The organism is Aliisedimentitalea sp. MJ-SS2 (genome assembly GCF_032586155.1).
Taxonomy (GTDB): domain Bacteria; phylum Pseudomonadota; class Alphaproteobacteria; order Rhodobacterales; family Rhodobacteraceae; genus JAWHTC01.
The window spans coordinates 659938-682769 of record NZ_JAWHTC010000002.1; the positions used below are offsets into that span (position 1 = coordinate 659938).

Genomic DNA, 22832 nt, shown 5'->3' on the forward strand with positions numbered 1-22832 from the left:
CTTTCTTGGCCCAAATACTCAATCCCTAATGCCCAGCAAATCACAACGTCTCGGATTGAATAAGATCCCGTCGCACATTTGGCCGAGCGTGAGCCAAAGCCCCCGGACAACGTCGTCGGGCGGCGCGGCCCCTCACACGGTCAGCCGCCCACCCGAGCGCCCCGAAATCACCGCCTCGATGATCTGTCCTTCCTGCTGCGCCACGTTGAACGCAACCTCGGCAAATTGCTCGGTCCGCCCCATATGCGCATTTTCCGTCAGGATGCGATGCCGCGCGCCCTGCTGCGCTTCCAGATGCCGCGACACCGCTGCATCCCCGGCTTGCCGCAGGCGCGCCGCACGGGCCTTGATATCGGCCCCATGCACCTGTGGCATCCGCGCCGCCGGCGTGCCGGGACGGGGCGAATAGGGGAACACATGCAACCAGGTCAGCTGGCATTCATCGACCAGCTTCAACGAGTTCTCGAACATCGCCTCCGTCTCGGTCGGGAACCCGGCGATAATGTCGGCCCCGAACGTCATATCCGGGCGCAAACGCAACGCTTCCTGTGCAAAAGAAATCGCGTCATCGCGCAGATGCCGCCGTTTCATCCGCTTCAGAATCAGATCGTCCCCATGCTGCAACGACAAGTGCAGATGCGGCATCAGGCGCAGCTCGGTGGCAATCGCCTGCATCAGGTTCTCATCCACCTCAATCGAGTCGATGGACGAAATTCGCAGCCTCGGCAAATCAGGAACCAGCTTAAGGATCCGCATTACCAGATCGCCCAGCTTCGGCGCGCCCGGCAGATCCGCGCCCCAGCTGGTCAGGTCCACCCCGGTCAGCACCACCTCGTTATACCCGCGATCCACCAGCCGCTTGATCTGGTCCACCACCACCCCGGCAGGAACCGAGCGCGAATTGCCCCGGCCATAAGGGATGATGCAGAAAGTGCAGCGGTGATCACAGCCATTCTGCACCTGAACGTAGGCGCGCGACCGCGTCCCGAACCCGTCGATCAGGTGCCCAGCGGTCTCGGTCACGCTCATGATATCATCCACCATGACCGGTTCTGTCTCACCATTGAACCCGGGTGCCAGCTGCCGCCATGTCGTCTCGACCATCTTCTCGGAGTTGCCGATCACCGCGTCGACTTCGTCCATCGCGGCAAAACTGTCAGGATCGATCTGCGCCGCACAGCCCGTAACAATCACCTTTGCGTCCGGATTGTCGCGCCGCAGACGCCGAATCTCCTGCCGTGCCTTGCGCACCGCCTCTGCCGTCACTGCACAGGTGTTGATTACAACGGCATTGTCGACACCGGCCTCTTGGGCCAGCTCCTTCATCGCCTCGGTCTCATAGGCATTGAGACGGCATCCAAGGGTGGTGAATTTCGGCGGTGCCATGGATCAGCCCCTCCAGACCCCGTCAAAGACATGCGCCGTCGGGCCCGTCATCCAGACCCCGTCCTTGCGCCAGTCGATCATGATCGTGCCGCCGTCCAGCTCAATCGTCACCTTACGCCCGGTCAACCCCTTGCGATGTGCCGCCACGGCGGTCGCGCAGGACGACGAGCCCGAGGCCAGCGTGACCCCCGTGCCGCGCTCCCACACCCGCATCCGCAGATGATCCGGCCCAATCACATGGGCGAACTGCACATTGGTGCGTTCGGGATAAAGCGGATGATGCTCGATCTCCGCCCCCCTCGTGGCCAAATCCACCGTCTCAGCATCCTCGACAAAAAACGTGCAGTGCGGATTGCCCATCGACGTCGCGACCGGCGCCCCTTCGATCGGTAGCGCATCGACATCCACCTCCCGCGCCAACGGGATCTCGTTCCAGCGCGTCATGGGCGCCCCCATGTTAACCGAGGTCAACCCGTTACCCGCGTTCCTCGCCGCCAAAACCCCGCGCTCGGTCACAAGCGTGACAGCCTCGGCCCCGCTTTCCTCCATCAGGTAGCGCGCAATACAGCGCGTGGCATTGCCACAGGCCGCCGACAGCGACCCATCAGCGTTGTAGAAAACCAGGCCCGCATCCGCCTCATCCGATTCGGAAACCACCGCCAGCTGATCAAAACCCACACCCCGATTCCTGTCCGCAATCGCGCGTGCCAAGCCCGGCGCCACTTCAACAGCGCGCGCGCGGGCGTCAATGACAACGAAGTCATTGCCAAGCCCGTGCATTTTCATGAATGCAATATGGTGGTTTTGCGTGTTCATGGGCGGCATATACGCCCGCGTTCGAGGTGAATCCAGCGCTTGGGCAAAATTCCTTGATTTTCGGGGTTGACCCCTAGGGCCGGTCTTTCTAGATAGGCCGCCTAGTGGGCCGTTAGCTCAGTTGGTAGAGCAACTGACTTTTAATCAGTGGGTCGCAGGTTCGAATCCTGCACGGCTCACCACTGAAATCACCAATAAAACAATATCTTAGGTGAATTTCACAGCGTTCGCCGCTGCATCTTGGCCTCTGCTTGGTGCAAATTTAGTGCAAATCTCTACAGAATCTGTTACACTTCGCGACAACCAATAGAGCCAACGGAGTGGCGGCATTGGCGTCGATACTGGAAGTAAAGGGAGCGAAGGGCACACGCTGGCGTGCGATGGTGCGCCGGAAGGGTTATCCTCCGCAATCGGCATATTTCGACCGCAAGACAGACGCGCAAAGCTGGGCGCGTTCAATTGAAGCAAAGATCGACGAAGGCAAGCACCCCATCGGATCAGAGGCTCGCCGACATACAGTCGACGAATTGATCGACCGGTACTGCCTCGAAGTCCTTCCCCACAAGAAATCAGAAAAAGACCAAAGGCAGCAGCTTCGTGTCTGGAAGGAATTGGTCGGCGGCTTAAAGCTTTCCGAGCTATCGCCGAACAGGATTCTTACTGCCCGTGCTGAGATTTCCAGCCGCCCGGGGCGCGGGGTTGCCAAAATATCCAACGCCTCTGTGAACCGATATTTCGCTGCTCTTCAGCACGTGCTGGAAATAGCAGTGCGGGAGTATGGCTGGCTTGAGCAAAACCCGATGAAACGTCTGAAAAAGCTGAAAGAGCCTCAGGGGCGAGTTCGATATCTTGATGCTGACGAACGCAAAGCGCTGCTTCAAGCTTGTCGCGAAAGCAAGAACCCGTATCTGGAAGTTATTCTTCTGATAGCTCTGACCACGGGGCTGCGCCGAAGTGAAATTCTCGGAATGACCTGGGGCCGAATTGAACTCGACACAGGCCTCGTGGTGATTGAAGAGACGAAGAACGGAACAAGACGTTCATCACATCTCATTGAACCCATTATTGAACGGCTCAACGTTCTGAAGCAGGCTTCTGATGGGAAATCGCAATACGTGTTCCCAGGAAAAAATCCGTTGAAGCCAATCGACATCAAGTCTGCGTGGCACAAAGCAGTTCGTTCAGCGCAACTTGAAGATTTCCGATTCCACGATCTTCGTCATACCGCTGCAAGCTATGTGGCAATGGACGGGGGTTCGGTTCCCGAAATCGCAGCGCTTCTTGGTCACAAGTCGTTTCAGATGGCGGCACGCTATGCACATCTCAGCGAAGGCCACACGAAGTCCATTATTGAAAAAACAATGTCGAAGGTGGTGCAGGATGACGGATCAGATTGAATGGTCGCTTGGCATGTCAGATGAGGATTTCGTTGAGGCATCGAAACCCCTTTTCCAGAAGAAATTCCTGAATCTTCACGAGGCTTGCTGCCTGCTAGCAAAGGAAGACCCTGCCAAACGGGAGGCTGAAGGGCGGATTGTGGGGGAAGGCTTCTGGGAGCAGGAGAGCACCTATTCCGACGATTACGACCAGACCAGTCGGCCATTCAGAGCAGCATTGGAGGCCATCAAGACAAAGGCCACCGACGAAAGACCGTGGCAAATCCCGCTTACGGCCCTGGAAGTACCTACCAAAATTCAAAACGGAAAGGATGTTTTGATCAACACAAGAACGTTTATGAAGTGGGCAATTGAACAGTTCGAAGGTCAGGTTGGATGGATCGTCGCGGCTGAAAGGGCTTACGAAGAGAGGAGGAAAAAGAACTCGCCTTCATTCCTCATCAACAAACCAGAGGCTGTTTCGAAGGAAATTTCCCGAAGGAATGCATTCAAGCAAATGATGAACGAACTGGGGAAGAAAGCCGGTAAACTGTCGGATCGAGAGCTGGGCTGGAAGCTCGCCGCGCGCATCAAGGAAGAAGACTTTCACGCAAAATCCGAAACGCTTCGAAAGAAAATTGCAATCTGGCGCAAGCAGCTCAAAACTGGGTAACCCAAGCCAGAGCTAAAATACCCAAAATCACATTGAAAACACTGGATTTTTTCCTTCTGGGTACATTTGCCCGCGCCTTAATACCCATACACTTTGAGAGCATCACCGATTCGCTGTTTCACGGAGGACGTGGCGATGTTCGAGACAAACAGTTTCACACCTGATTCAGACGCTGAGCGGGAATCCCGTTTGCGCACCGTCAAGCAGATGTTGGTAATGAAAAAGTACGCGTGGGCCTCACACTCCTTTCTTCGACACGCGATTTACAAAGCAGATGATCGGACCGCATCCAACGGCGACATTCTTCCTGGAAATGGACTCGCAACCGCCATCGTACGGCTCGGGCGAAAAGTCCTCATCGACACCGACGAATTCGATCGATGGGTCGAGGATCACCGTATGCAGCCGCGCGTTCGGTGAAGCCGCTACGCTGACCATCCATTTAACGCAAACAGAAACGGGAGCAGGAAGCCTCGGCTCCCCATAAAAGGAGTATCCGAAATGGTAGTTATCAAGTTGAAAAAACCCAAAAAAGGAGAAGATGGCCACTTATTCGTTGAGCAACATCCGGACAACTTCATCTCAGAGAGGCCCGGAACTCAAGGTATGTATTGCCGTTATGTCGGCAAGAACAACGCTGCGTTTGAAGTGTTGCCACGAATTGAAAACATCCGAATAGCACTGAGCCGACTTGGAATATGGGCGAAATACAACGCCTTCACTCGATTCATAGAAATCGGCGGGAAAGTTTCACCTTTGCCGGAAGGGGCATTGGATGATGCGCACCTGAGCTTTTTGAGGCACAAAATCGAAAGCCGTTTCGGGTTAAAGCAACGAGAAGGGGACCTTTATTCCTCATTGAAGGCAATTGCACGAGACAACCAGTACGATCCGCTTTCGGAATATTTCCTCTCTCTCGAATGGGATGGCGAGGAAAGAGCCGAACAGATTTGGATCGGATTTGCCAATGCCGAAGATACGCCGCTCAACCGAGCCTACGGCGAACGTTTTCTGACGGGAATCGCCGCGCGTGCACTCTTCCCCGGAATAAAAATGGACGAGGTAATCACTCTCATTGGTGACCAGGGCTGTGGAAAATCCAATCTGGCGCGGTCGCTAGCTCCGATCAGTGAAGGAACCTTCACTGACCAAGTGATAATCGGCTCAGACGCGAAGAAAATACTGGAGCAAACCCGTGGCAAATCACTCTGCGAACACGCGGAAGATTTTCGCGGGAAATACGCCGAAGAACAGCGAAAGCACTGCCTATCAACTACTCATGACCGGGCACGAGAAGCCTATGGCAAAACCGCTGTAGAGGTGCCGCGACGGTTTCTCTTCGTGGTGACCACCAACAATGACAACCCAGTGCAAGATCCGACCGGAGCTAGGCGCGAATGGATTATTCCGACAACTGGCCAGTTCACTCCACTTTCACACGAAATTCGAAATCATTTGTACGCGGAAATAATGGAAACGAAAATTCGACCAATTCTGAACTCAGGATTAAGCGAGGCGGACCAACGGAAGAAGGTTCGCAAGCTTTTGACCCTGCCGAAGGAGCTTCGGAAAGATCAGGAAGCGATTGCGCATATGTCTCGTGCCATTCCTGACATGTACGTTATGGTGAAACTGGGGCTCATGAAGCTTCATTACCCTGAGGCCGTAAGTAAGGTCGATTTGCTGGAAGCCATAGCGTTGTCTGAGGGTAAAATCGACAAGACGCGCAGTTTGGACCAGAAGATCGGTGAGACGATGATTTGGGTGGGATATTCTTCGATTCGTAAGAAGATTAACAACAAGCTTCACCGGTATTATGTCTGGGAGAAACCGGGTGACCCCTCTTCGGCTTTCGATGGCGCAATTGAGCAATTGCAATACTCGTAACAGGGATCACCCTCGGATCATCCATACGAAGCACTGGGTGATCCACGCAAGCCATTGTAAAAAGGAGACATAATAGCAGGTATCAGGGTATCATCCTAGCCAACCTCAACCTAGGGGCCGCGCCCAATTACTCGTAACTAGGAACGATACGCCAGCGAGACTGTTTTTCGAGCTTTTTCTCGCGGGTCCAGAAAATGATACGGAGTCTGCCTGACACGTCAAAGCGTCTCGCAAAAAACCAGACCAAGCACGCCGGCAAGCCAATCAGGTGACGATGATCACGTAAATCTGCACAACCAAGGACGATACCCTGATAATATTGAAAAACACATAAAAATCTGGCTGTTACTCGGATCTCCCACGGGGTTATGGAGTAGACAACTTGTTCTAACCGCTTTGAATGTGGCCGAGTCTGGGCCTGTACGCCATCTGCTGTATGAGGAACGATTGAAATGGACAATCAACTTTGGAAGACAGCTCTTCATGAGGCTGGCCACGCTGTAGCTTTTGCTCGTCTTTTCCCCAATGAGTACATTCCGGAGATTTCAATCGTTCCGGACTACGAAGAGAGAACAGCAGGCTATGTGAAGCCTTCGACCGACACAGACATTGTATTGGCGGATACGCCTGACGCAGAAGCGGAGAAGCGTTTCCTCCAGGATGCAACCTATGTATGCGCTGGCTACGCAGCAATGATGGTGTTCGGTTTTTCAGAGGAAGAGGCAGTCCTAGGATGTGATAGTGATTTCGAAAGGGCAGGAAGCTTCCTTGGTGAAGGAAAAAAGGAAGCCTTGGAGCTATTAGACAAAACAGCAAACAAATTCGCGGTCGAGCTTATCGCAGATGAGCTCCTTCAGAAAAAAGTGTTGGACGGGGAACAGGTTTCGCTTCTCATAGGTGTCGCTGACGGTGAAGCAACGCAAAAGGAATATTACGAGTTCTTAGAGCTACGTGCCTTGATGAACGGTTAAGTGTTCTGTTCCTGTGCAATTGTTTGCACAACTCTGGCTTCGAGAATGCAGGCGTCCGACGGCGACATCCGCGTAGTTAAGGCTGAGCAGCTAGATCTTGACCAATTTGAGAACACTATCGGCACATTCCTGACCTTAGATGCGTGGTGCATCATTGTCTGCAACGCGGACGTAATTGCCGTTCGCCTTTCGTAGGCCTATGTCCGCTCCGTCGACACTCCGACAAGGTCTTGGAAATCTGTGACTCCTTTGAGTATGTTAGGCCATGTGGTTCGTCAGAAATCCCGTTTACCCCAACTCCGCCTCGAGATTCTTGAGGGCACAAAGAGTGCCAAGACACAAGCGTTGGTATGCTGCATCGGACCAATGATCGAACCGCACGGAGAGCCACCAGAAATGAATGACTGCCCCAAAGTAATACTGTGTCATTGGCACGGGTCGAAAGTTTTGCTCGGCAGTGCGTCGAATTTCTACACACCGCTTGAGATAGGAGGCGTGTGTGATAGCGGGATCCAGTGAGAACCCCCGCATTTCGTCTTCATAGAGAGTGCGAAATTTGCGCTTACTCTTGGATGACTTCCAATCAAGGCGCACACTGCTCTCAAGTGAGATGAAATCACGGTAGATGTGATTCAATCCAGTTCTAAGAAAATCGATAAATGCAATGGTCCCACTTTTTGGCTCGTACATAATGTTGTTTGCGTTCATATCTCCATGGCAGATGGTTTCAAGTGCGTTAGTCCAATTGTTCGTAAAAAGTAAACGCATCGGTCGGGGGAACCTAATCCCATCGATATCAATAGTCTTGTCTGTGATCTCAAAATGACTGAAGTTCATCTTCTTTTCCAAAACTTCAATGAGCACATTCTCACGAGATTCAATTTGCTTGCTATCTTTAAAAAATGGTTTGTCACTGAAGTATTCAGAAAGGTCTTTTCCAGTATCTCTAACATTGCTGTACCAGGTCCGGCTTTGCGGATTGAATATTGTCTCGCAGACAATTGATACGGAGTTCGCCGTACCAGATTGAAAGTAGCTGGTCAGTTCGTTTGGGCTGCCTTGCCCATCAAAAACAAACGAATAGCAAACGCCGCCGAATGAACGAGTTCGAGCCGTCCCAAGCACCTCGACCCGCCAAGTGTATGGGAGAGTCCACTTAACATACTTTTCGTAATTTCGAAACTCGAGCTCCGAGAACTCAATCGGGGAGATTTTCAAAACGCCGACAATGTTATCGATGCTGTTGCGGAACACGCGCATTTTGAGAACAATGGCTCCGCTGTACCCGCCAAGAAGCGGCTCGAGGATAACCTTTTTGTAAACGTTGGCTGTGCTCGCAATGTGGCCCGCAAAAGCCACTTGTTCCACAATTGATCGAACATCGATCTCCGAGATTTTCTGCGGATCTGAGTCACGAGAATGAAGTTCTTCAAAGATCTCGCCAAAAGGTTTAGTGTATTCGATTTTTTCAATAAATGCGCGCCTGACCTTTTTGAGGATTTCATCCCGGACGAATTCGTGGTATTTTCCCCAAGCACTTCCTATCCCGACTTTTGAAATAATGAAATCTGGATTGGGATGATGGTTTCCGAATTGGCTAAATGCCACCTTCTCACGAGAGAGAAGGCAAAACACTGCGTACGGCATTTCATCTTTGTACCTTGAGATTAACCTAAGCCCTTCCACTTCATCTTTGCCAATTTTCAAGTCAACTACGACGATGTGTGGCCGGTTCTCCTTTACGTGCTTGGCAAAAGTCTCAGCGGACTTCAAGTGAGTAACAGAGACCTCTAAGCCGGTCGTGGAAAAGCATTTCTCAAGGATCGGCCCAAATTTCTTGAACTGCGAAAGCTCATCTTCAACGTAGGCCACTTCTAGAATGGTCATCTTCTAACTCCAATAAAAGGAAGACGGACAAGGAACCGCAATGGCCCGTAACCGGTTGATTTAAGGCAGTTTCGATGCACTTCCACGTGCCCCCCCAAAAGACGAACGTGAGCTCCTATCAGAAACATACCGAAATGCAGCCCATCGCTATCTTGTAACGGTCTGTAGAAAAAGAACTTCGCATCGTCAGGATCTGCAGGTGACGAGTTTGAGCTGTATTCAATTAGGATCTCTCCTCTTCCAGCACCAGGGGCTTCAATAACATCAATTGATACTCGATCCTTTGCAAGGTGCGAGTGTTTGTGTGCGTTCCTAATTATGGAATCAAATATGACCCGAAGGGAGGCAGCAAATTGGGCGTCCAATAGTACTTTTCGGGACGCTGCTGGAGTCGTCACGAGAATTGACTTCGGGTCGCAGCTAGGGTCGAGTTCTTTGGCTCGTGATTCCGCGAACAGTATGGCTTCAAAGAGAGTGGAGCTTTCTTCTTTCAAGCCAAATTGCGCAGTAGAAAGTGTATCTACTATAGAATCCAAGCTTTCTTGGTGTCGCGGTTCGAGTGATCTTCGAAAGTCTGCAAGCTCGTGTGTGGCTAGATGCGTGAATGATATTTGCGAAAGCCAGTATCTATCTGCCGAAGAATGCACAGCCGCCCAAGCTTGTGTCATGAGAAAAGCCATAGTCACAATAAATGTGTCGTCTAGCTCAAATGCGGATTCAAAATCAGCCTCAAGGTTCAAAACACCAACGCGAAGCCCACCCCAATAGAGAGGGACAACAAACTCGGACACGGTCTTCGAACGCGTTCGAAAGGCCTCCTCCAGACCGTCATTTCTAAGGCTTTCTGAAATATTGGTTACGTCCCGGATGTATACGTATTCACCTGGTGCTGTTTTGGAATAGGAATACGCGTTTACACTGCGAAATGGCGTCGCAACTTTAATGCGGCGCCGACCTCCTGTCGCTGCACTCCTCGGTATAACTGAGTCGTAACCGGCACCGTCTTCTTCGCTAACAGCGGCAAGTGTCAAACTTTGAGTTTGCTGATCAAATAAACGAACGGTGCAACTGTGCGCGTTTGTCGTTTGCCGCAAGCCAAAGCAAATAGTCTTAGTCAAATCTCTAAATTCTTTAGCCCGTCGTCTAATCGTCCAGTTTGGTGAATCCTTTTTAGCAAATTTCGCAATTTGGGTTGTGACATCAGTGATCAAGGCACTCCTGTGCACAAACAGCCTTTTGAGGAAAACTTCGTTCAAAGCATCCGCAAGAAAGTAGTCGCAAAGCGGGGATATCCTACTCTTTGAAGTGAGAATTAGGACACCCAGAAGCTCAGATTGCTCAGATATCAAGCTTCTTACAGGAATACTTAGATAGTAAATGGCCTCGCCCTTAGAGTAGAAAATACCGTGGGACTTACGTTTCCTCGACGATGTGAATTTTACGATCGGCTCCAACTGTCCCCGGCATTCTGGTCGCGTCGGGATCCCAACTTGGTGCAAGAGCCTCATCTCGGTTTTCGCAGTCGAACTGTAGAATGCCGCTCCAACTGAGAATGTCCTTAATAGGAAACGAAAAAGTTGCTCTACGTCTGGCTGATGACCTTTTTTCAGCGAATCTGAGAAGTTGTGCCGGTACCGTCTAGCTGCACTTCGAAGGATCTCATCGTACACACTTGTATGAAAGTGTGCGGCGATAAGTCTCCCGATTCGCCAAAAAAGCCTTTCTAATGCTGCATCATTGAAATGAATGACGACATTCTCGAGCTCGATACAAAAGGAGCTTTCAGCAAGGCACTTGTTATGAAGGCCAGCCAAATTGCCATTTTCCGTATGCCTAGAGAACTCTCCGTCAACTAACGAAAAGCTGTAGTGCGGGAGTAGAATATAGCCATCGGACTCGTGTGCTGCAGCGTCCGAAAAAAACTTCTTGTGTCGAACAAATACATGACAATCGAAGAGCATTTCTTCTGACGCAGATATAATACACTCAAGAACATCTTCGTATGGAAACAGTTCTAATCTAGAAACAACACGTTGATGGAGGTCTCTAAGCGACTCGTTCACCTCATTAAGAGACTCTTTCAAATTGGACATCCTAAAGTGGTCCATGCCAAAAAAGCAACTTGATGGAAGTTACGTTTCCATTTTTTTGATATCTTGGAGTCACTTTGATCCGCGCTGCCTAATGAGAATAATATTGCCTGACTGCTTCAACTTGAACTAGATCCTTCTCCGGCCAACGTAGTGCTGTCAGTTTTCCTCCAAACGCGCACCCTGTGTCGATACATATTGTTTTGTTCCTCCACTCTAGCTTGTTGGTTGGCGTGTGGCCATAGACTACGCTTGCCTTGCCCTTGTAGTCAGCAGCCCAATCCCTCCTTATTGGTGGTCCATCACCTCCTGAGGTTTGAACATCGCCATACAATGCAAACCTCTTCGCCGCCGGGGTGTCAAGGTTTTGAAGGTGCTCGGGCAAGCCTGCGTGCGCAACCACTAGTTCCCCTCCAACAAAATCAATGCAATATGGAAGGGAACTCAGAAACCGTTTAACCTTGGAGCTAAATTCAGAGGGTCTTTGAAAGATCTCTGTCAGTGTTTGGTCGAGCTGCGGGGTCATTCTTACTGTTTCGCCATTTAGGTGCCGCAGCAGTTTGAAGTCATGGTTTCCAAGTACGGCGATGGCACCGTTGTACTCGACTAGGTTCATTACAATCTCAAGAACCGCAGCGCTGCTGGGCCCGCGATCAACATAGTCACCAAGAAAGACAAATCTTCGCTCAGGTGATGGCGGCTCCCCTCTTTCGAGGCATTTGGCGGCATCTGCCTCTGCCCGCTTGGCAAGCTTTCGAATGAGTGTTTCGAGCTCAAATACACAACCGTGAACGTCACCTATGATATCTAATCGTGTCGAAAACCAAGTATCTGCCATTGGGGTTTTCCTCACCTTTTGCTTGCCGCGCTTTGACGCTAGTTTAGCGCTCCTGCCTTGTCCAGATTGGCGGCTGTGAAGAGAACGGCTTTTTGTTGTTTGAGAAAAATCATCGGCAAATCAGTCACCATGCCAACGCAGATACTCGCAAGAACTACCGTTTGTACGCTTCGCAGCATCGGGCACAATGGGCTCCAAACGGACCTTCTCTGCGAAATCTACGAAGGTCCGGTCTAGACAACTTGCAAGAAACGTTCCTCGAGCATGAAAGCTCGTTCAAGCGGCAGAAAAGTGACATAGGCACCGGTTTTGTGTCACTTTTTGCGAAGTTTGAGGCTATTTGGGTCAAGAAAATGCGGCAGAAACTGTGTTTTGTGCCGTGGTTTTTCGAGAAAACTGACAGAAATGACATAGTTTTGAACCCGAAGAACAACTGCAGCCCGGGACCGTTTTATTGTGCAAATAATTGCATGCAAGAGTCGGCGGTCGATTTTCAACTTGTTCATTGAAGGGCAAAAGCTAACGTTTATTTGGGGTCAAATCGCCCTCCGAAGAAATGGAGGGAAACATGTTCACAAGTCAGATTTTCACGGAAGAGTGCCGCGAAGAACTAATTGATTTTGCATCGAAAATCGAGGTGAAGGCGCTCACAGGTCCAAAGATGCCTGATCGCTACCTTGCGATGTCACTGCTCCAGAAAGCCGTTCGTCGGGGAGAGCTTGGATATGCCTGGGAGGCAGCCCGCTACCTGCTCATCGAACGCCCGGAAACACTCTGGAAACGTCTCGCTGTGATCGCGCTCGAAGACATTGGCGTCGCCGATATGCCAACTGTGATGAAGATTTTGCTTGTTTGCACGGACGTGGAGTTGAGACACAGGCTCGGAGGGGCGGAGAAATCGGCATTCACTTGTGTCGAACTTCTGTGTGTCTCATCGAAAGACCGGGCATCGGATGATCTGTACGATGTCCTTACTCGTGACCACGGGGTGCGGGAAATGAAAGCCGCTTTCCCCGAAAGCCCACGTCTTAATGCCGAAGAAGCTAACCTGAATGGCATTGTCCAATCCGCTTTGACGCTTCTTTCACACGCGGGCGAACTGGACTTGGATAACGCCTATGTACGTAGCACTAAGGTTTGGGCAAATGCGGTTGTTCGGTTTTCAGACGGCCTTGTGTCGCCGTTGGTGCAGGATGCAGCTATTCTTGGGTTGCGAAAAACGCGACTTGTGTTGGGGCCACTGCTGACTGCGCTGGCACCTTTGCGGCCCGAAAATCTCTCCCTCATTGATGATCCGGTTCTACCTCACCAAACGATTTGTGGGTTTCCCAGCTGGGCATTGGGTATGCACACACGTGTCGGTCTTGAAGGGTTCAGGCGCTTCCTTCAGCGTTCTGACAGATTGCGCGAACTTTTCGCTGACGCGACCACTGGCGAAACCTCAAAACCACGTACAGTGGGCGGTCTTGTGTTTCGTCTGGACTGCGGAGTTCTTAGAAATCGAATCGACTGGTCTGTTGGGCGTGGCCTTCAGAAATGGGCAACACGCATGGGCTGGGGCTTAGCGGACGAAGCAGTCCTCCCGGCGCTTGATCTCATTCGTGAAGAATGGGACCTCGTGAACGATTGTCGGCGCGAAGCGCTCATCAATTACCTCCGATAACCTTCCATTATCGGAACCAAAATCATGTCCGATTTACCGAGAAAAACTGGCCGCGCCCAGCTGCCATCCACTGAGGTGAAAGACCTACTGGAAGCCGCTTATGCAGCCAACACGCGGCGAGCCTATCGATCCGACATCGCTTCCTTCCTGGAATGGGGTGGTTCGATCCCGTCAACGCCGGAAGAGATCGCAGCATTTATCGCGTTCCGTGCAAACAATTGCACAGTGGCCACAATCCGACGCCAAATGGCGGCTTTGTCGTCGCTACATACTTCCCTTGGGTACTTGCCCAACCCGCTCAAAAGTCGTCTCATCGCCTCTACGATGCGAGGTCTGGACCGGATACACGGACAACCCCAGAGGGCTGTTGAACCGCTCTTGATCGAACAGTTGCGATTGATCCTAGACGGAATGCCCGCCTCACCTGTTGGGAAACGTGACGCTGCGCTCCTGACGATTGGGTTTGCTGGGGCGATGCGGCGCTCAGAGCTGGTCGGGATCGACTTTGAGGATATTGACGTCGTTTCGGCCGGGATACGCATCATGATCCGGCGCAGCAAGATTGACCAATCGGGGCGTGGCCGCATTATCGCTGTCCCGCGTGGTTGGACCCGGTATTGTCCAATCCGTTACCTCGAAGCCTGGACCGACGAGTTGGCAGATCAGGAAGGCGCGGTGTTCAGGTCGTGTTCGAAAGGCGGGCGCGTAAATAGTGCGCGTCTTTCGGTCGAGGCCGTTGCGACTATCGTCAAACGACATGTTGAGCGAATTGGCCTGAACCCGACCAAGTACTCCGGCCACTCGCTGCGAGCCGGGTATGTTACAAGCGCCGTTCAAGTCGGTGCTGCGGAGCACTCCATTCGGAAGCAGACAGGGCACGCATCCAGCGCGACAATGGAGCGTTACATCCGTTTGGCCAACTTGTTCGAAGACAACCCAACCGGATTGATGTTTTAGCAAACCCACTTGGATGAATTGAGGTGCCCCTAGATTTGTAGACACTTTGCTTGGTAATTTTGGAAGCAAAGGACGATGCAAATGCCAGGGCGAATTCGCTACTCGGACGAGTTCAAGGTCGACGTGGTGGCGCAGGTCACTGAGCGCGGATAGGGTTGCTGTGAAAGGGTCCAAGAAGAACAATGCAGCAAGCTAATGCACTGAATTGGTCCCAATCATTCTGAGACATAGGGGTCGGACAGTCAAAGAACCCACCTGTTCTTTCCTGATACGCAGCATTCGTCAGCCTGACCAATTGTTCGACTTGACCTTCGGGATGCTTAGGAGCCGCGGGTGGGTACTGCCGATCCAATCAGGACGGTGAAGAACACAAACGTGCATGCGAGCTCGGTCAAAAACAGCCCCCGGACGTATGAAGTGCAGGGCTCAAAGCCTGGGTAGGTTAAAGTGAAAGCATTAGCCGTGCTAAGGTAAAACGCATCGAAGAAATTCGGGCTATCCGCCCGAGGCCAAACAATTTGATCGGCCACATGAATTTGGTAGATGTATGCGTAACTCACCAAATAGAACAGAATCGCTTGAAGCAGGTTTAAGAAGCGTCTTCGCTGGCTCTTGATGTCAGCTCTCTGCGATATATCTCTCTGCCACCCGTGGTCGTAGAAGTAGCTAAAGACATTGAAAAATATCAGCAAGAAGACCAACTTGTCCGACAGAAAGAAATCGAGGTTCCAACATATCAGACATCCGAGAAGCGCCCACTTCAGGATAATAAAGACGTCTATGGTGTCATTTATTATTTTCAGATTTCGGGGATTCTGAGGACCTATTTTCACAAATTTCAACTGAAAAGACTTGGTTGCTGCAAGTTTTAGGATTTCCCCTGGATCCGCCCTAATTACAGCTTTGAATACGAAGTCAAAGATTTCGACAAAAAATCCATTTGTTCTCAAGGCGCACGTCTCCATATTCGTCGTAGTAAGCTAAGCAGAAATCTTAGCTGAAGACTAGGCTCCAGACTCACAATCAGAGAACGCAACGCCATACCTCGCTGCTTCTGTTTGTCTTTGTGCGGTCGTGCCAGCTTCAGCGTTACTCAAGTGCCCGAGCATCCCTCGCTTTTCCGCGGGCTTTTGCTTGCTGCTCAGGATGTCCGGGACTACGGTTACGAAGCTCTCGCCGCACACGTGTGTGTTGCCTGTTCTAAGGTTTTTCGCGCCGAGGCTGCTTCTTCGTCCCGGTGCGTGAAGATCAACATCTCGTAGATTCCGTCGGCCTGATCACAAGTATTCCTTGATTTTAGTGCGCCAAACTGCCACTTATGGCTTGTAAAACAAGAGAGAGCGAGCTAACAGCCGAGCTTAAGAATTTTACAGCACGGCTGTGCGCACGAGAGGCAAGTGCAAAAGGCTCTCCAATGGCACGGCGAGAAGAGGCTAAGATGTTATATCCAAACGCTCCTCGAGTAAAAGGGGTTCGAGCGGCTGAGCTTTGCAGAACGGTCCTCCAGCCGAACCGTCCTCCCGTGCGCGGTATGAAAAACAACGGCGTCGACAGCCCGTACCGTCGCCCACTCAAAAATGATGAAAAGCAGTTGTTAGCACTCAATATTGAGCGGACACTGGTTCTCAACGGCTAGGCGCTCCCCAACATGAGAGCTTTAGGGAGCGTTTCAGCCAGAATTCGTGAGATTTACCGCGAGCACTATGAGCCCCGTGAACCTCAGCGGTACGCTACACTAATTGATGTGTTCAATAAGATCTCTGACATCGTCGAGGCAACACATCATGGATCTACAGTCGTAGTTGACCACGCAGCGCTCGCAGAGGCGGTTCGCTCATACTATCTCGATACAATTAGATACAAAGACTACCACTTTGACCCCGATGAAGTTGGCCCGAACTTGGAGTCTGCCCTTGCGAAGTACGGAATTGAAGACCTAGGGTCTCTTTCGCCGCTTTCACCTGAGTGGAGCCACATTCTCCATTCGACCGTGAATATTAACGGTTCGAAAGCTGCGGCCTATATGGTCAAGTGGATATTACGTTATAAACCAGTTTCGGTTCTAAGCCTTGCTGAAGAGGTTGAGAACAAACCTCACAGCACAATCGTTGCCAATATCAACGAGATTTACGCACTGAACTGTGCGCTCTTGGAGCTCGGAATCGATAGTGTCGAGGTCTCTCAGCAAAAGCTAGACGAGCTAATTTATTGCTTCCGCTTTCGATCTTTTGACGAAGCATCGTATTTCATGATCCTGACTGAGGATTATTTGCTTGATAAGCCGAGAGGCTAGGTTCATTGTTCAAGGTCTTTGTTTCATCTCCGGTAGCCGGACTAGAACCCTACCGTGAAGCCGTTGGACTGGCTTCGCGGCTCGGTCAGGGTCGAATCGAATTCTTCATGTTTGAGCACTACGAAAACCGTCGTGTTCCCGAGAAAACGATTGTCGAAAGCATACTCGACACCTCTGGGGACGAATTTGATGCTTTCTTAATGTTCTTTCAAGACCGCCTTGGAAACGGAACTCTGGAAGAGCTCGAAGCCTTCGAACGAATAATGCGCCCAAAGAACCCAGATATCGAAGTTTGGTGGGCACAGGTCTATTGCGAAGCGCATGATGAGGAAGTTGCGCAAGTATTGGAGCGTTTCAACCAGGAAGAAAACACCGGAATGCCATGTGTCAAAGGCGAAGAATGGTTGAATCACCCGGACAAACTTCGAAACCGAGTCGTTAACCAAATAATTGAATCGTTGGGAAGGCGGGCTGACCTATGACCCGCAAGTCAAGTGGCGAGCGACTAGCTCCGTAGGCAGCTGTCCGCTGAGCAGACTCGCTAAAAAAACAGAATGCTGTGCGATCGATCGAGGTCCGGTTTGAGGGGCCGCACCGCAGCATGGATCAGTTGTGGTCAACGGCAGCTGTGGCCGAAACTCAGCATTTTCTCAATTTCGCAGCAGGGCTTGTGCAAGTATTTGCACTAAGACAGCAACTACAGCACGCGTCTGATGATCATAGGTTCAAGAATAGTGTTTCTAGCAGCCAGCCACTTGTGTGGGTATTTAATGAACCCTCCGCCAGCCTACCAGTTTTACTCTTACTGGTTGAGGCACTTCGGTTTTTGAGTCGTTTTCACGCCTGATTTTAATGCGAATTCTGCCAGAGCGCGGTATCCCCGAGATAGACAGAATTTCACCTTCCCGCGCTCCAAGTGCTCTTAACGCTTTTGTCATGTGCGTTATCCGATATTCGTCGCGGGTACCTCGGTCCGAGTGGAATTTGTTATTGTAGTACACGTATCGGAATTTCCACTCTATGCCTTCATCATCGGTCGCTACAAGCCAGGCATCAGGGTTCTTAGTCGACGGATCGAGCTCAGGCAGGAATGCGAGGAGATCTTTTTGGCATTTCGGAATGTGTATTCCAGCCTGATGGGACTTTGTCTCACCAGTATCGTTTGCGGTTAACTCTTTCTCGAAAGTCATTTCGTTGCTCATTCAGTTCCTCCTGGTCGGATTGATAGCGCTCGCTTGAGGTCGTCCGAGTCACGTGTCGAAACCGGGACGGCTTCGTTACCGAGGGCTTTTCTCCATTCGGAGCGGTCGATCATAACCCGCTCGACAGTGTGCTCATAGAACAGCCGGTAGATGTATACCGGCTCAGTCTGCCCCCTGCGGTGGGCCCTGGCGCTTGCCTGTTTCTCAAGAGCCGGATTCCAAGATTGCGTGTAATGGATCACAATTGTTGCAGCGGTAATATTTAACCCCGCGCCGGCTGCTTTAGGGTTGAGCACGAGACATCCGGGGCCTTCGTGCGCGCTGAACTCATTAACGATCTTCTGTCGTTCTTCCTGCGGCGTGCTCCCATTGATTGCACCCCAATAAGCTTCAGGAATCTGACGGTCTGCCGCCTCACGAATGATTTCGCCACATCGGTTGAAAATGGCGAAAATCAGCACTTTCTTTCTTGCTGCAAATGCTTCCTTCAGAATTGCGGTCGTGCGCTCGATTTTGGGTGTCAGAAGGTCTTTGTCGGAAGAGCGTACAAGCGCGGTCTCTGCGTCTTTCGCGTCACCGCCTTCGTACTGAAGCCAAGGGTGTGCACAGAACAACTGAAGCTGCCCGGTTGCCACCAATGCGCCAGCAGTTGGATATTTCTCAAGTGTATTGTCCAGAACCTCATCATAGAGCGTCGCAAGCCTCGAACCGAGGTCGATCGGAACATCAATGTCAATTCGATCAGGAAGATCAGAAGCGACATCCTTGACCTCCCGTCGAAGAACAACCGGATCCGTTAACCACGCGAGTTCTCGTGCCGCATCCTCCGTGTTTGGGAAGTCAATCTCGAATACTTCGCGCTCCCGTAACAGGCCGGGAATGGCTAGGTCGGCGAGTGACCAGAGGTCAAGAAGTGATGTTTCGACAGGTGTACCTGTCATTGGTATTGTTCGCTGTCGAGGAAGCCTTGCGATATGCTGACGCCGTCCGGAATCTGGGTTTTTCAAGGCCTGCGCTTCATCGCAAATCAGCCAGGACCACTCAACTCCTTCAAATATTGCTACGTCGTTTACAACCGTGTCGTAGGTTGAAAGGACAACCTGCGCCCGTTGCAGCCCGCTGCTTACACCGGTCCTTTTCCCACCGCGATGAATCAGTATTGATAGTGTCGGGGCGAAACGGAATATCTCCGACCGCCAGTTGGCGATAAGGCTCGTCGGGCAAATGATAAGTGCTGGATGCTGCGTAGAGGGGCTTTGCAGCAGAAGCAGAGCAATTATCTGGATCGTCTTTCCAAGGCCCATTTCGTCAGCGAGAATAAGCCCGCCTGTGTGGGCAATCGTCCGATCCATCCAGCTTACGCCATTCGCCTGATAAGGAAAAAGAGTAGCATTCAACCCGTCAATCTGTTGGCTACCAACTTCTTCGTCAGCGACAGCTTTTGCTGGTCGGAACACACTGTCATCTGCTCGAATGGGGATCTCTTGGTCAGCTTCGCGCATGAGTGCAACAACTTGCGAAAACACCAGATTATCTGGGTCGCAGCCGTCGATTGCTTTACGGAAAAAGGATGGAATGTCGTGCGGAAGTGGATGGATGGTATGTCCATCTGCAACCCAGTTTGCCTCCGGGCTTGTGGCTTTCCAAGTTTTCTTTTCACCTTTGATGGTTTTTGTACCAGTGAGAATTGCCCGGAACCGGTCCCCCGACTTCTCAAGCAGAATTTCTGGTTCGAGCAGCCGTTGGGAAATCTCAAAACCTTCAGGGGGAGAGGCCGCGAGCTCCCGAAACAGGAAGGGGAAATGCTCAACGCCTCTAGCCATTTTGTTTCATCATCTCTGCGACCTGCTCGGGAGTCCACGGTACCGGGCGACGGGTATGCACCGCGCTATGGCAGTTTGGACAGAGCGGGATCAAATCGGTTGTAGGATCGTAAACTCGGGGTTCGTCGGAAAGCGAAAGCGGTTGAAGGTGATGAACTTCAATTATCTCGCCGGCTTCTCCGTAAACTGCTTTTGGGTCACATTTACAGATTTTGCAGTACGCGCCGTGGATTCGCAGGCACAATAGCCTGTTTCGCGGATTGCGTTCCCTTCTCCTCACTTCAAGGACGGAAACCGCACCCTCTTTTGCCGCCTCTTCCTCCTGCATAGCCGTGCTATCGGCAGCGTCATAACCGTAGAGCTCAGCCATAGCCGCCAGCATGGGAGTGACTAAGTCACGACAGGTTTCGACGATTACGTCCTCATCGTACCGGTTCTGCAACCCACGCTTTTGGGCCGTGATCGTGAACTGCCCGTTAGTGAGCTCCCAAGAGGTTAGGCTTTGCTGCCCGCCTACAACGACCGAAATGGAGTCGTCTTTCCTGACGGACGCAATCAGCGCTCTTGCAAGTTGGATCTCTTCGTCACTTGCATTTTGCATTTGCTTGATCGTGTCTGCGGCAAAATTTCCAAATGTCAGTTGTGCAACGAAGCCGTTCAGGCCCTTGGGGCGAAGCGTTACTGCCGGACTGTGCGATCTCCTCAGGTCCAGAAACGACAGAACTAGCCCGGATTGAATGCCATGAGCGTCCTCTTCCATCCTTATGCTGGCGCCGGTGCCTGCCGCTACTTCCTCCAGGATAAGACGTTTTTTGTGTTCGAGCATTTACTCGTCCTGCAGGTCTGCTTCCGCCATATCCTCTTCATCGGGAAGCGGCACCTCACGTAACAACTTCTTCAGATTGCTTGAAATCTCTTCGCGTATGTCTTCAAAGATATCCTCGAGCTCTGAGTTCGTGTTGTTCTGTTCAGCGACAGCGAATGCCCATAGCAGCAGATCCATGCCCTCAACGGCGTAACCGCTCGCAGCTGCACGTTGATATATCTTCTGATAAAAATCATGGTGTTTGTTTATGCTGACACCCGGAACAAGTGCGCCGTCGTCGTCCTTCCGCATCGCCGGTTCCCAGAGATGCCCGCTGGTAATGCTTTCTGACGCCTCAACGTGGATGTTGTCCGGATCAACGCTCTTGTCGATATGTACTCGGAGATTGATCCCTGCACCTCTATTGTTGTCGAGGGTCACAGATTTTCCAGAAGGATCCGCAGACAGAATTGCCGGTTTTTTGGTGTTCGGCGTTCCGCCTATGGCTTTGTTGGAGCTCGTATGATCGACGCCACGTTCAACAATAACTGCGCGTTCTTTTCGTCGGTACCGGTTGCCCGCTTCTCTGTAGGTAGGTGCAAGCAACTCCTTGAGTGCCTCTTCAAGAGCAGGATCAAACCGAATTTTCGATTTGTCCACCGGCACATGGAAAGCGTCGTCCAGCTTGTGGTCGAAGTCGAACTCGACACGTAGCAACGAGTAGTGTGGCTCCACCGCCCCAAACACGCCCAACCAACCGCCCTGTTGGATGAGGCGGCCTTCGCGATGAATGTAAAAACCCTGTCCCCGGTTGGTTATCCTGGCGATTTTCTTTTCTTCATCCGTCAGATCCCTGCTATTCGGGAGAATCCAAGCGCGAATATGCGCAGTCTCGATCTCTCCGTCCTCAGTCTCGATTTCGAGGGTTTGCTGTACTTCCGGAAGAACTTGGTCAGCTTTCTCTGGGTAAAATGGATTCCATGGTTCAACCGCCTCTCCGTTGATGGAGATCGTGATGTTGCGCTGCCGATCATCTTCGTGGTCGAGGAACCTATAGTAAATAACTGAAACGTGCTCCTTCAGACGTCTGTAAAGCTGACCGATTGCAAGACGTTCTTTGGCACCGCCTGGCTCATCATATTCCCTGGCTAGTATTCGGTCACAATTCTCCCAGATAACAAGCGTCCCGCGTTTGCCACACAATTCTTCGAAGGTTTCCCGCTCACCTCCAGAAACAGGCTCGCGGAGCATCTCCCAACGGTTACAGTCAGCTACATAGTCGAGATCCCAGGTGAGCTTTTCTAGAACTGCATCGCCAGATTTTCGCGAAAGAACCGAGTACTTCCGGCAAACCGAACTTGAGGCTGTTTTAAGACCAAGGCCGAACTTTCCGAGACTGGCAAGATTCGCTCGTACAGGAGCACCGTAACGCATGGCATCGAAGAGCTCATCGTAGTCCATGCCCGATCCGTCATCACCAAAGAAAACGAACTTTCGTCCGTCCTCCATGATCTCAATCTGAACATTGACTTCAGTAGCATCCGCCGCAATTGAATTGTCGATGATGTCTGCGGCTGCAGTGTTGAAACTGTAACCAGTATCACGAAGGCCAAAGATCAGTCTGGTTGCGTCGGGCTGGTTGATGAGGTCTGACATTTTGTCCCTTTTTCAAAGGCAATCCTATCTCGGCGCGTGAAACTGGAGGGTATGTCGTCAAACGACGCGCGCTAAGTGGAGCCTCTTAATTCAAGAATTTCCTCGCTAGACAACAACCATTGCGAGATAGAGTCAAATACCGCTTTTTCTTCAAGCCGTTGCGGCCCGCGAATGCTGCATTCCCAGATGATCGCCACTCTCCAGCCTAGCTCTTTCTGAAGCTCCAGGTTGTTTGAGTCCCGACTTCTGTTTGTCTCGATTTTGTGTCGCCAAGCTTCCCGGCGCGTCTCAGGAAGCTTGAACAAACGGCAGTCGTGACCATGAAAAAAGCAACTGCGAACGTCGATCAAGGCATTGTATTTTGGGAGAACGATGTCAGGGGTTCCCGGGATACTCCGCTGATGAAGTCTGAACCGAAACCCTAACGCATGAAGTCCGCATCGAATGAGTTTCTCGGGTTTGGTGTCTTTCGATCGGATCGCAGCCATATTCCGGCTACGTGTTTCCTT

Annotated in this window: 19 protein-coding genes and 1 tRNA gene; 10 read left to right on the plus strand and 10 right to left on the minus strand. The window is 51.5% G+C overall.

Annotated features, from left to right (window positions below; translation table 11 throughout):
* Window positions 1–132: 132 nt before the first annotated feature.
* Both mtaB and dapF read right to left on the minus strand, forming a co-directional pair.
* The gene (gene mtaB / locus RXV86_RS09735) at window positions 133–1386 is read right to left on the minus strand and encodes a tRNA (N(6)-L-threonylcarbamoyladenosine(37)-C(2))-methylthiotransferase MtaB (RefSeq protein WP_316299304.1); all 1254 of its coding nucleotides are present in this window, start codon (window positions 1384–1386) and stop codon (window positions 133–135) included.
* Between the two features lie 3 nt (window positions 1387–1389).
* Window positions 1390–2172 carry a diaminopimelate epimerase gene (gene dapF / locus RXV86_RS09740; protein ID WP_316299305.1) on the minus strand — a complete coding sequence of 261 codons (783 nt, stop codon included), beginning with the start codon at window positions 2170–2172 and terminating at the stop codon, window positions 1390–1392.
* A gap of 136 nt (window positions 2173–2308) precedes the next feature.
* On the opposite strand from dapF, the gene RXV86_RS09745 reads away from it, so the two are divergent.
* The 6 genes from RXV86_RS09745 (at window position 2309) to RXV86_RS09770 (ending at window position 7109) form a co-directional block, all read left to right on the plus strand.
* A tRNA-Lys gene (locus tag RXV86_RS09745) sits at window positions 2309–2384 on the plus strand.
* Window positions 2385–2531: 147 nt separating this feature from the next.
* A complete protein-coding gene (locus tag RXV86_RS09750; protein ID WP_316299306.1) occupies window positions 2532–3599 on the plus strand; it encodes a site-specific integrase in 1068 nt (355 codons plus the stop codon).
* On the plus strand, window positions 3583–4251 hold the full coding sequence (locus tag RXV86_RS09755) for a hypothetical protein (protein ID WP_316299307.1): 669 nt from the start codon (window positions 3583–3585) through the stop codon (window positions 4249–4251). The genes RXV86_RS09750 and RXV86_RS09755 overlap by 17 nt, the downstream gene beginning before the upstream one ends.
* Window positions 4252–4386: 135 nt before the next feature.
* Window positions 4387–4671, plus strand: a complete 285-nt coding sequence (locus tag RXV86_RS09760; RefSeq protein ID WP_316299308.1) for a hypothetical protein — start codon at window positions 4387–4389, stop codon at window positions 4669–4671.
* An 81-nt stretch (window positions 4672–4752) separates the two neighbouring features.
* Window positions 4753–6138 (plus strand): VapE domain-containing protein, encoded by a 1386-nt coding sequence (locus tag RXV86_RS09765; protein ID WP_316299309.1) that lies wholly within the window; start codon window positions 4753–4755, stop codon window positions 6136–6138.
* 452 nt (window positions 6139–6590) lie between these two features.
* Window positions 6591–7109 (plus strand): hypothetical protein, encoded by a 519-nt coding sequence (locus tag RXV86_RS09770; RefSeq protein WP_316299310.1) that lies wholly within the window; start codon window positions 6591–6593, stop codon window positions 7107–7109.
* A 288-nt stretch (window positions 7110–7397) separates the two neighbouring features.
* On the opposite strand, the gene RXV86_RS09775 is transcribed toward RXV86_RS09770, so the two are convergent.
* The 3 genes from RXV86_RS09775 to RXV86_RS09785 all read right to left on the minus strand — a co-directional run bounded on the left by RXV86_RS09775 (window position 7398) and on the right by RXV86_RS09785 (window position 11924).
* Window positions 7398–8996, minus strand: a complete 1599-nt coding sequence (locus RXV86_RS09775) for a phosphotransferase (protein ID WP_316299311.1) — start codon at window positions 8994–8996, stop codon at window positions 7398–7400.
* Window positions 8993–11089 carry a hypothetical protein gene (locus RXV86_RS09780; protein WP_316299312.1) on the minus strand — a complete coding sequence of 699 codons (2097 nt, stop codon included), beginning with the start codon at window positions 11087–11089 and terminating at the stop codon, window positions 8993–8995. The genes RXV86_RS09775 and RXV86_RS09780 overlap by 4 nt, the downstream gene beginning before the upstream one ends.
* An 88-nt stretch (window positions 11090–11177) precedes the next feature.
* A complete protein-coding gene (locus RXV86_RS09785) occupies window positions 11178–11924 on the minus strand; it encodes a metallophosphoesterase (RefSeq protein WP_316299313.1) in 747 nt (248 codons plus the stop codon).
* A 568-nt stretch (window positions 11925–12492) separates the two neighbouring features.
* Here RXV86_RS09785 and RXV86_RS09790 point away from each other — a divergent pair.
* The 4 genes from RXV86_RS09790 to RXV86_RS09805 all read left to right on the plus strand — a co-directional run bounded on the left by RXV86_RS09790 (window position 12493) and on the right by RXV86_RS09805 (window position 17319).
* On the plus strand, window positions 12493–13587 hold the full coding sequence (locus RXV86_RS09790; RefSeq protein ID WP_316299314.1) for a hypothetical protein: 1095 nt from the start codon (window positions 12493–12495) through the stop codon (window positions 13585–13587).
* 24 nt (window positions 13588–13611) lie between these two features.
* The gene (locus tag RXV86_RS09795; RefSeq protein WP_316299315.1) at window positions 13612–14544 is read left to right on the plus strand and encodes a site-specific integrase; all 933 of its coding nucleotides are present in this window, start codon (window positions 13612–13614) and stop codon (window positions 14542–14544) included.
* Window positions 14545–16192: 1648 nt separating this feature from the next.
* On the plus strand, window positions 16193–16837 hold the full coding sequence (locus RXV86_RS09800; RefSeq protein ID WP_316299316.1) for a hypothetical protein: 645 nt from the start codon (window positions 16193–16195) through the stop codon (window positions 16835–16837).
* Window positions 16838–16944: 107 nt separating this feature from the next.
* A complete protein-coding gene (locus tag RXV86_RS09805) occupies window positions 16945–17319 on the plus strand; it encodes a hypothetical protein (RefSeq protein WP_316299317.1) in 375 nt (124 codons plus the stop codon).
* Between the two features lie 285 nt (window positions 17320–17604).
* Here the strand turns inward: RXV86_RS09805 and RXV86_RS09810 are convergent, their stop codons facing one another.
* The 5 genes from RXV86_RS09810 to RXV86_RS09830 all read right to left on the minus strand — a co-directional run bounded on the left by RXV86_RS09810 (window position 17605) and on the right by RXV86_RS09830 (window position 22811).
* Window positions 17605–18039, minus strand: a complete 435-nt coding sequence (locus RXV86_RS09810) for an EcoRII N-terminal effector-binding domain-containing protein (protein WP_316299318.1) — start codon at window positions 18037–18039, stop codon at window positions 17605–17607.
* Window positions 18036–19862 carry a DEAD/DEAH box helicase gene (locus RXV86_RS09815; RefSeq protein ID WP_316299319.1) on the minus strand — a complete coding sequence of 609 codons (1827 nt, stop codon included), beginning with the start codon at window positions 19860–19862 and terminating at the stop codon, window positions 18036–18038. The genes RXV86_RS09810 and RXV86_RS09815 overlap by 4 nt, the downstream gene beginning before the upstream one ends.
* Entirely contained in the window at window positions 19855–20688 is an 834-nt protein-coding gene (locus tag RXV86_RS09820; protein WP_316299320.1) for an HNH endonuclease, read from the minus strand. The genes RXV86_RS09815 and RXV86_RS09820 overlap by 8 nt, the downstream gene beginning before the upstream one ends.
* Window positions 20689–22323 carry an ATP-binding protein gene (locus RXV86_RS09825; protein WP_316299321.1) on the minus strand — a complete coding sequence of 545 codons (1635 nt, stop codon included), beginning with the start codon at window positions 22321–22323 and terminating at the stop codon, window positions 20689–20691.
* A 71-nt stretch (window positions 22324–22394) separates the two neighbouring features.
* Entirely contained in the window at window positions 22395–22811 is a 417-nt protein-coding gene (locus RXV86_RS09830) for a very short patch repair endonuclease (RefSeq protein WP_316299322.1), read from the minus strand.
* Window positions 22812–22832: the final 21 nt, after the last annotated feature.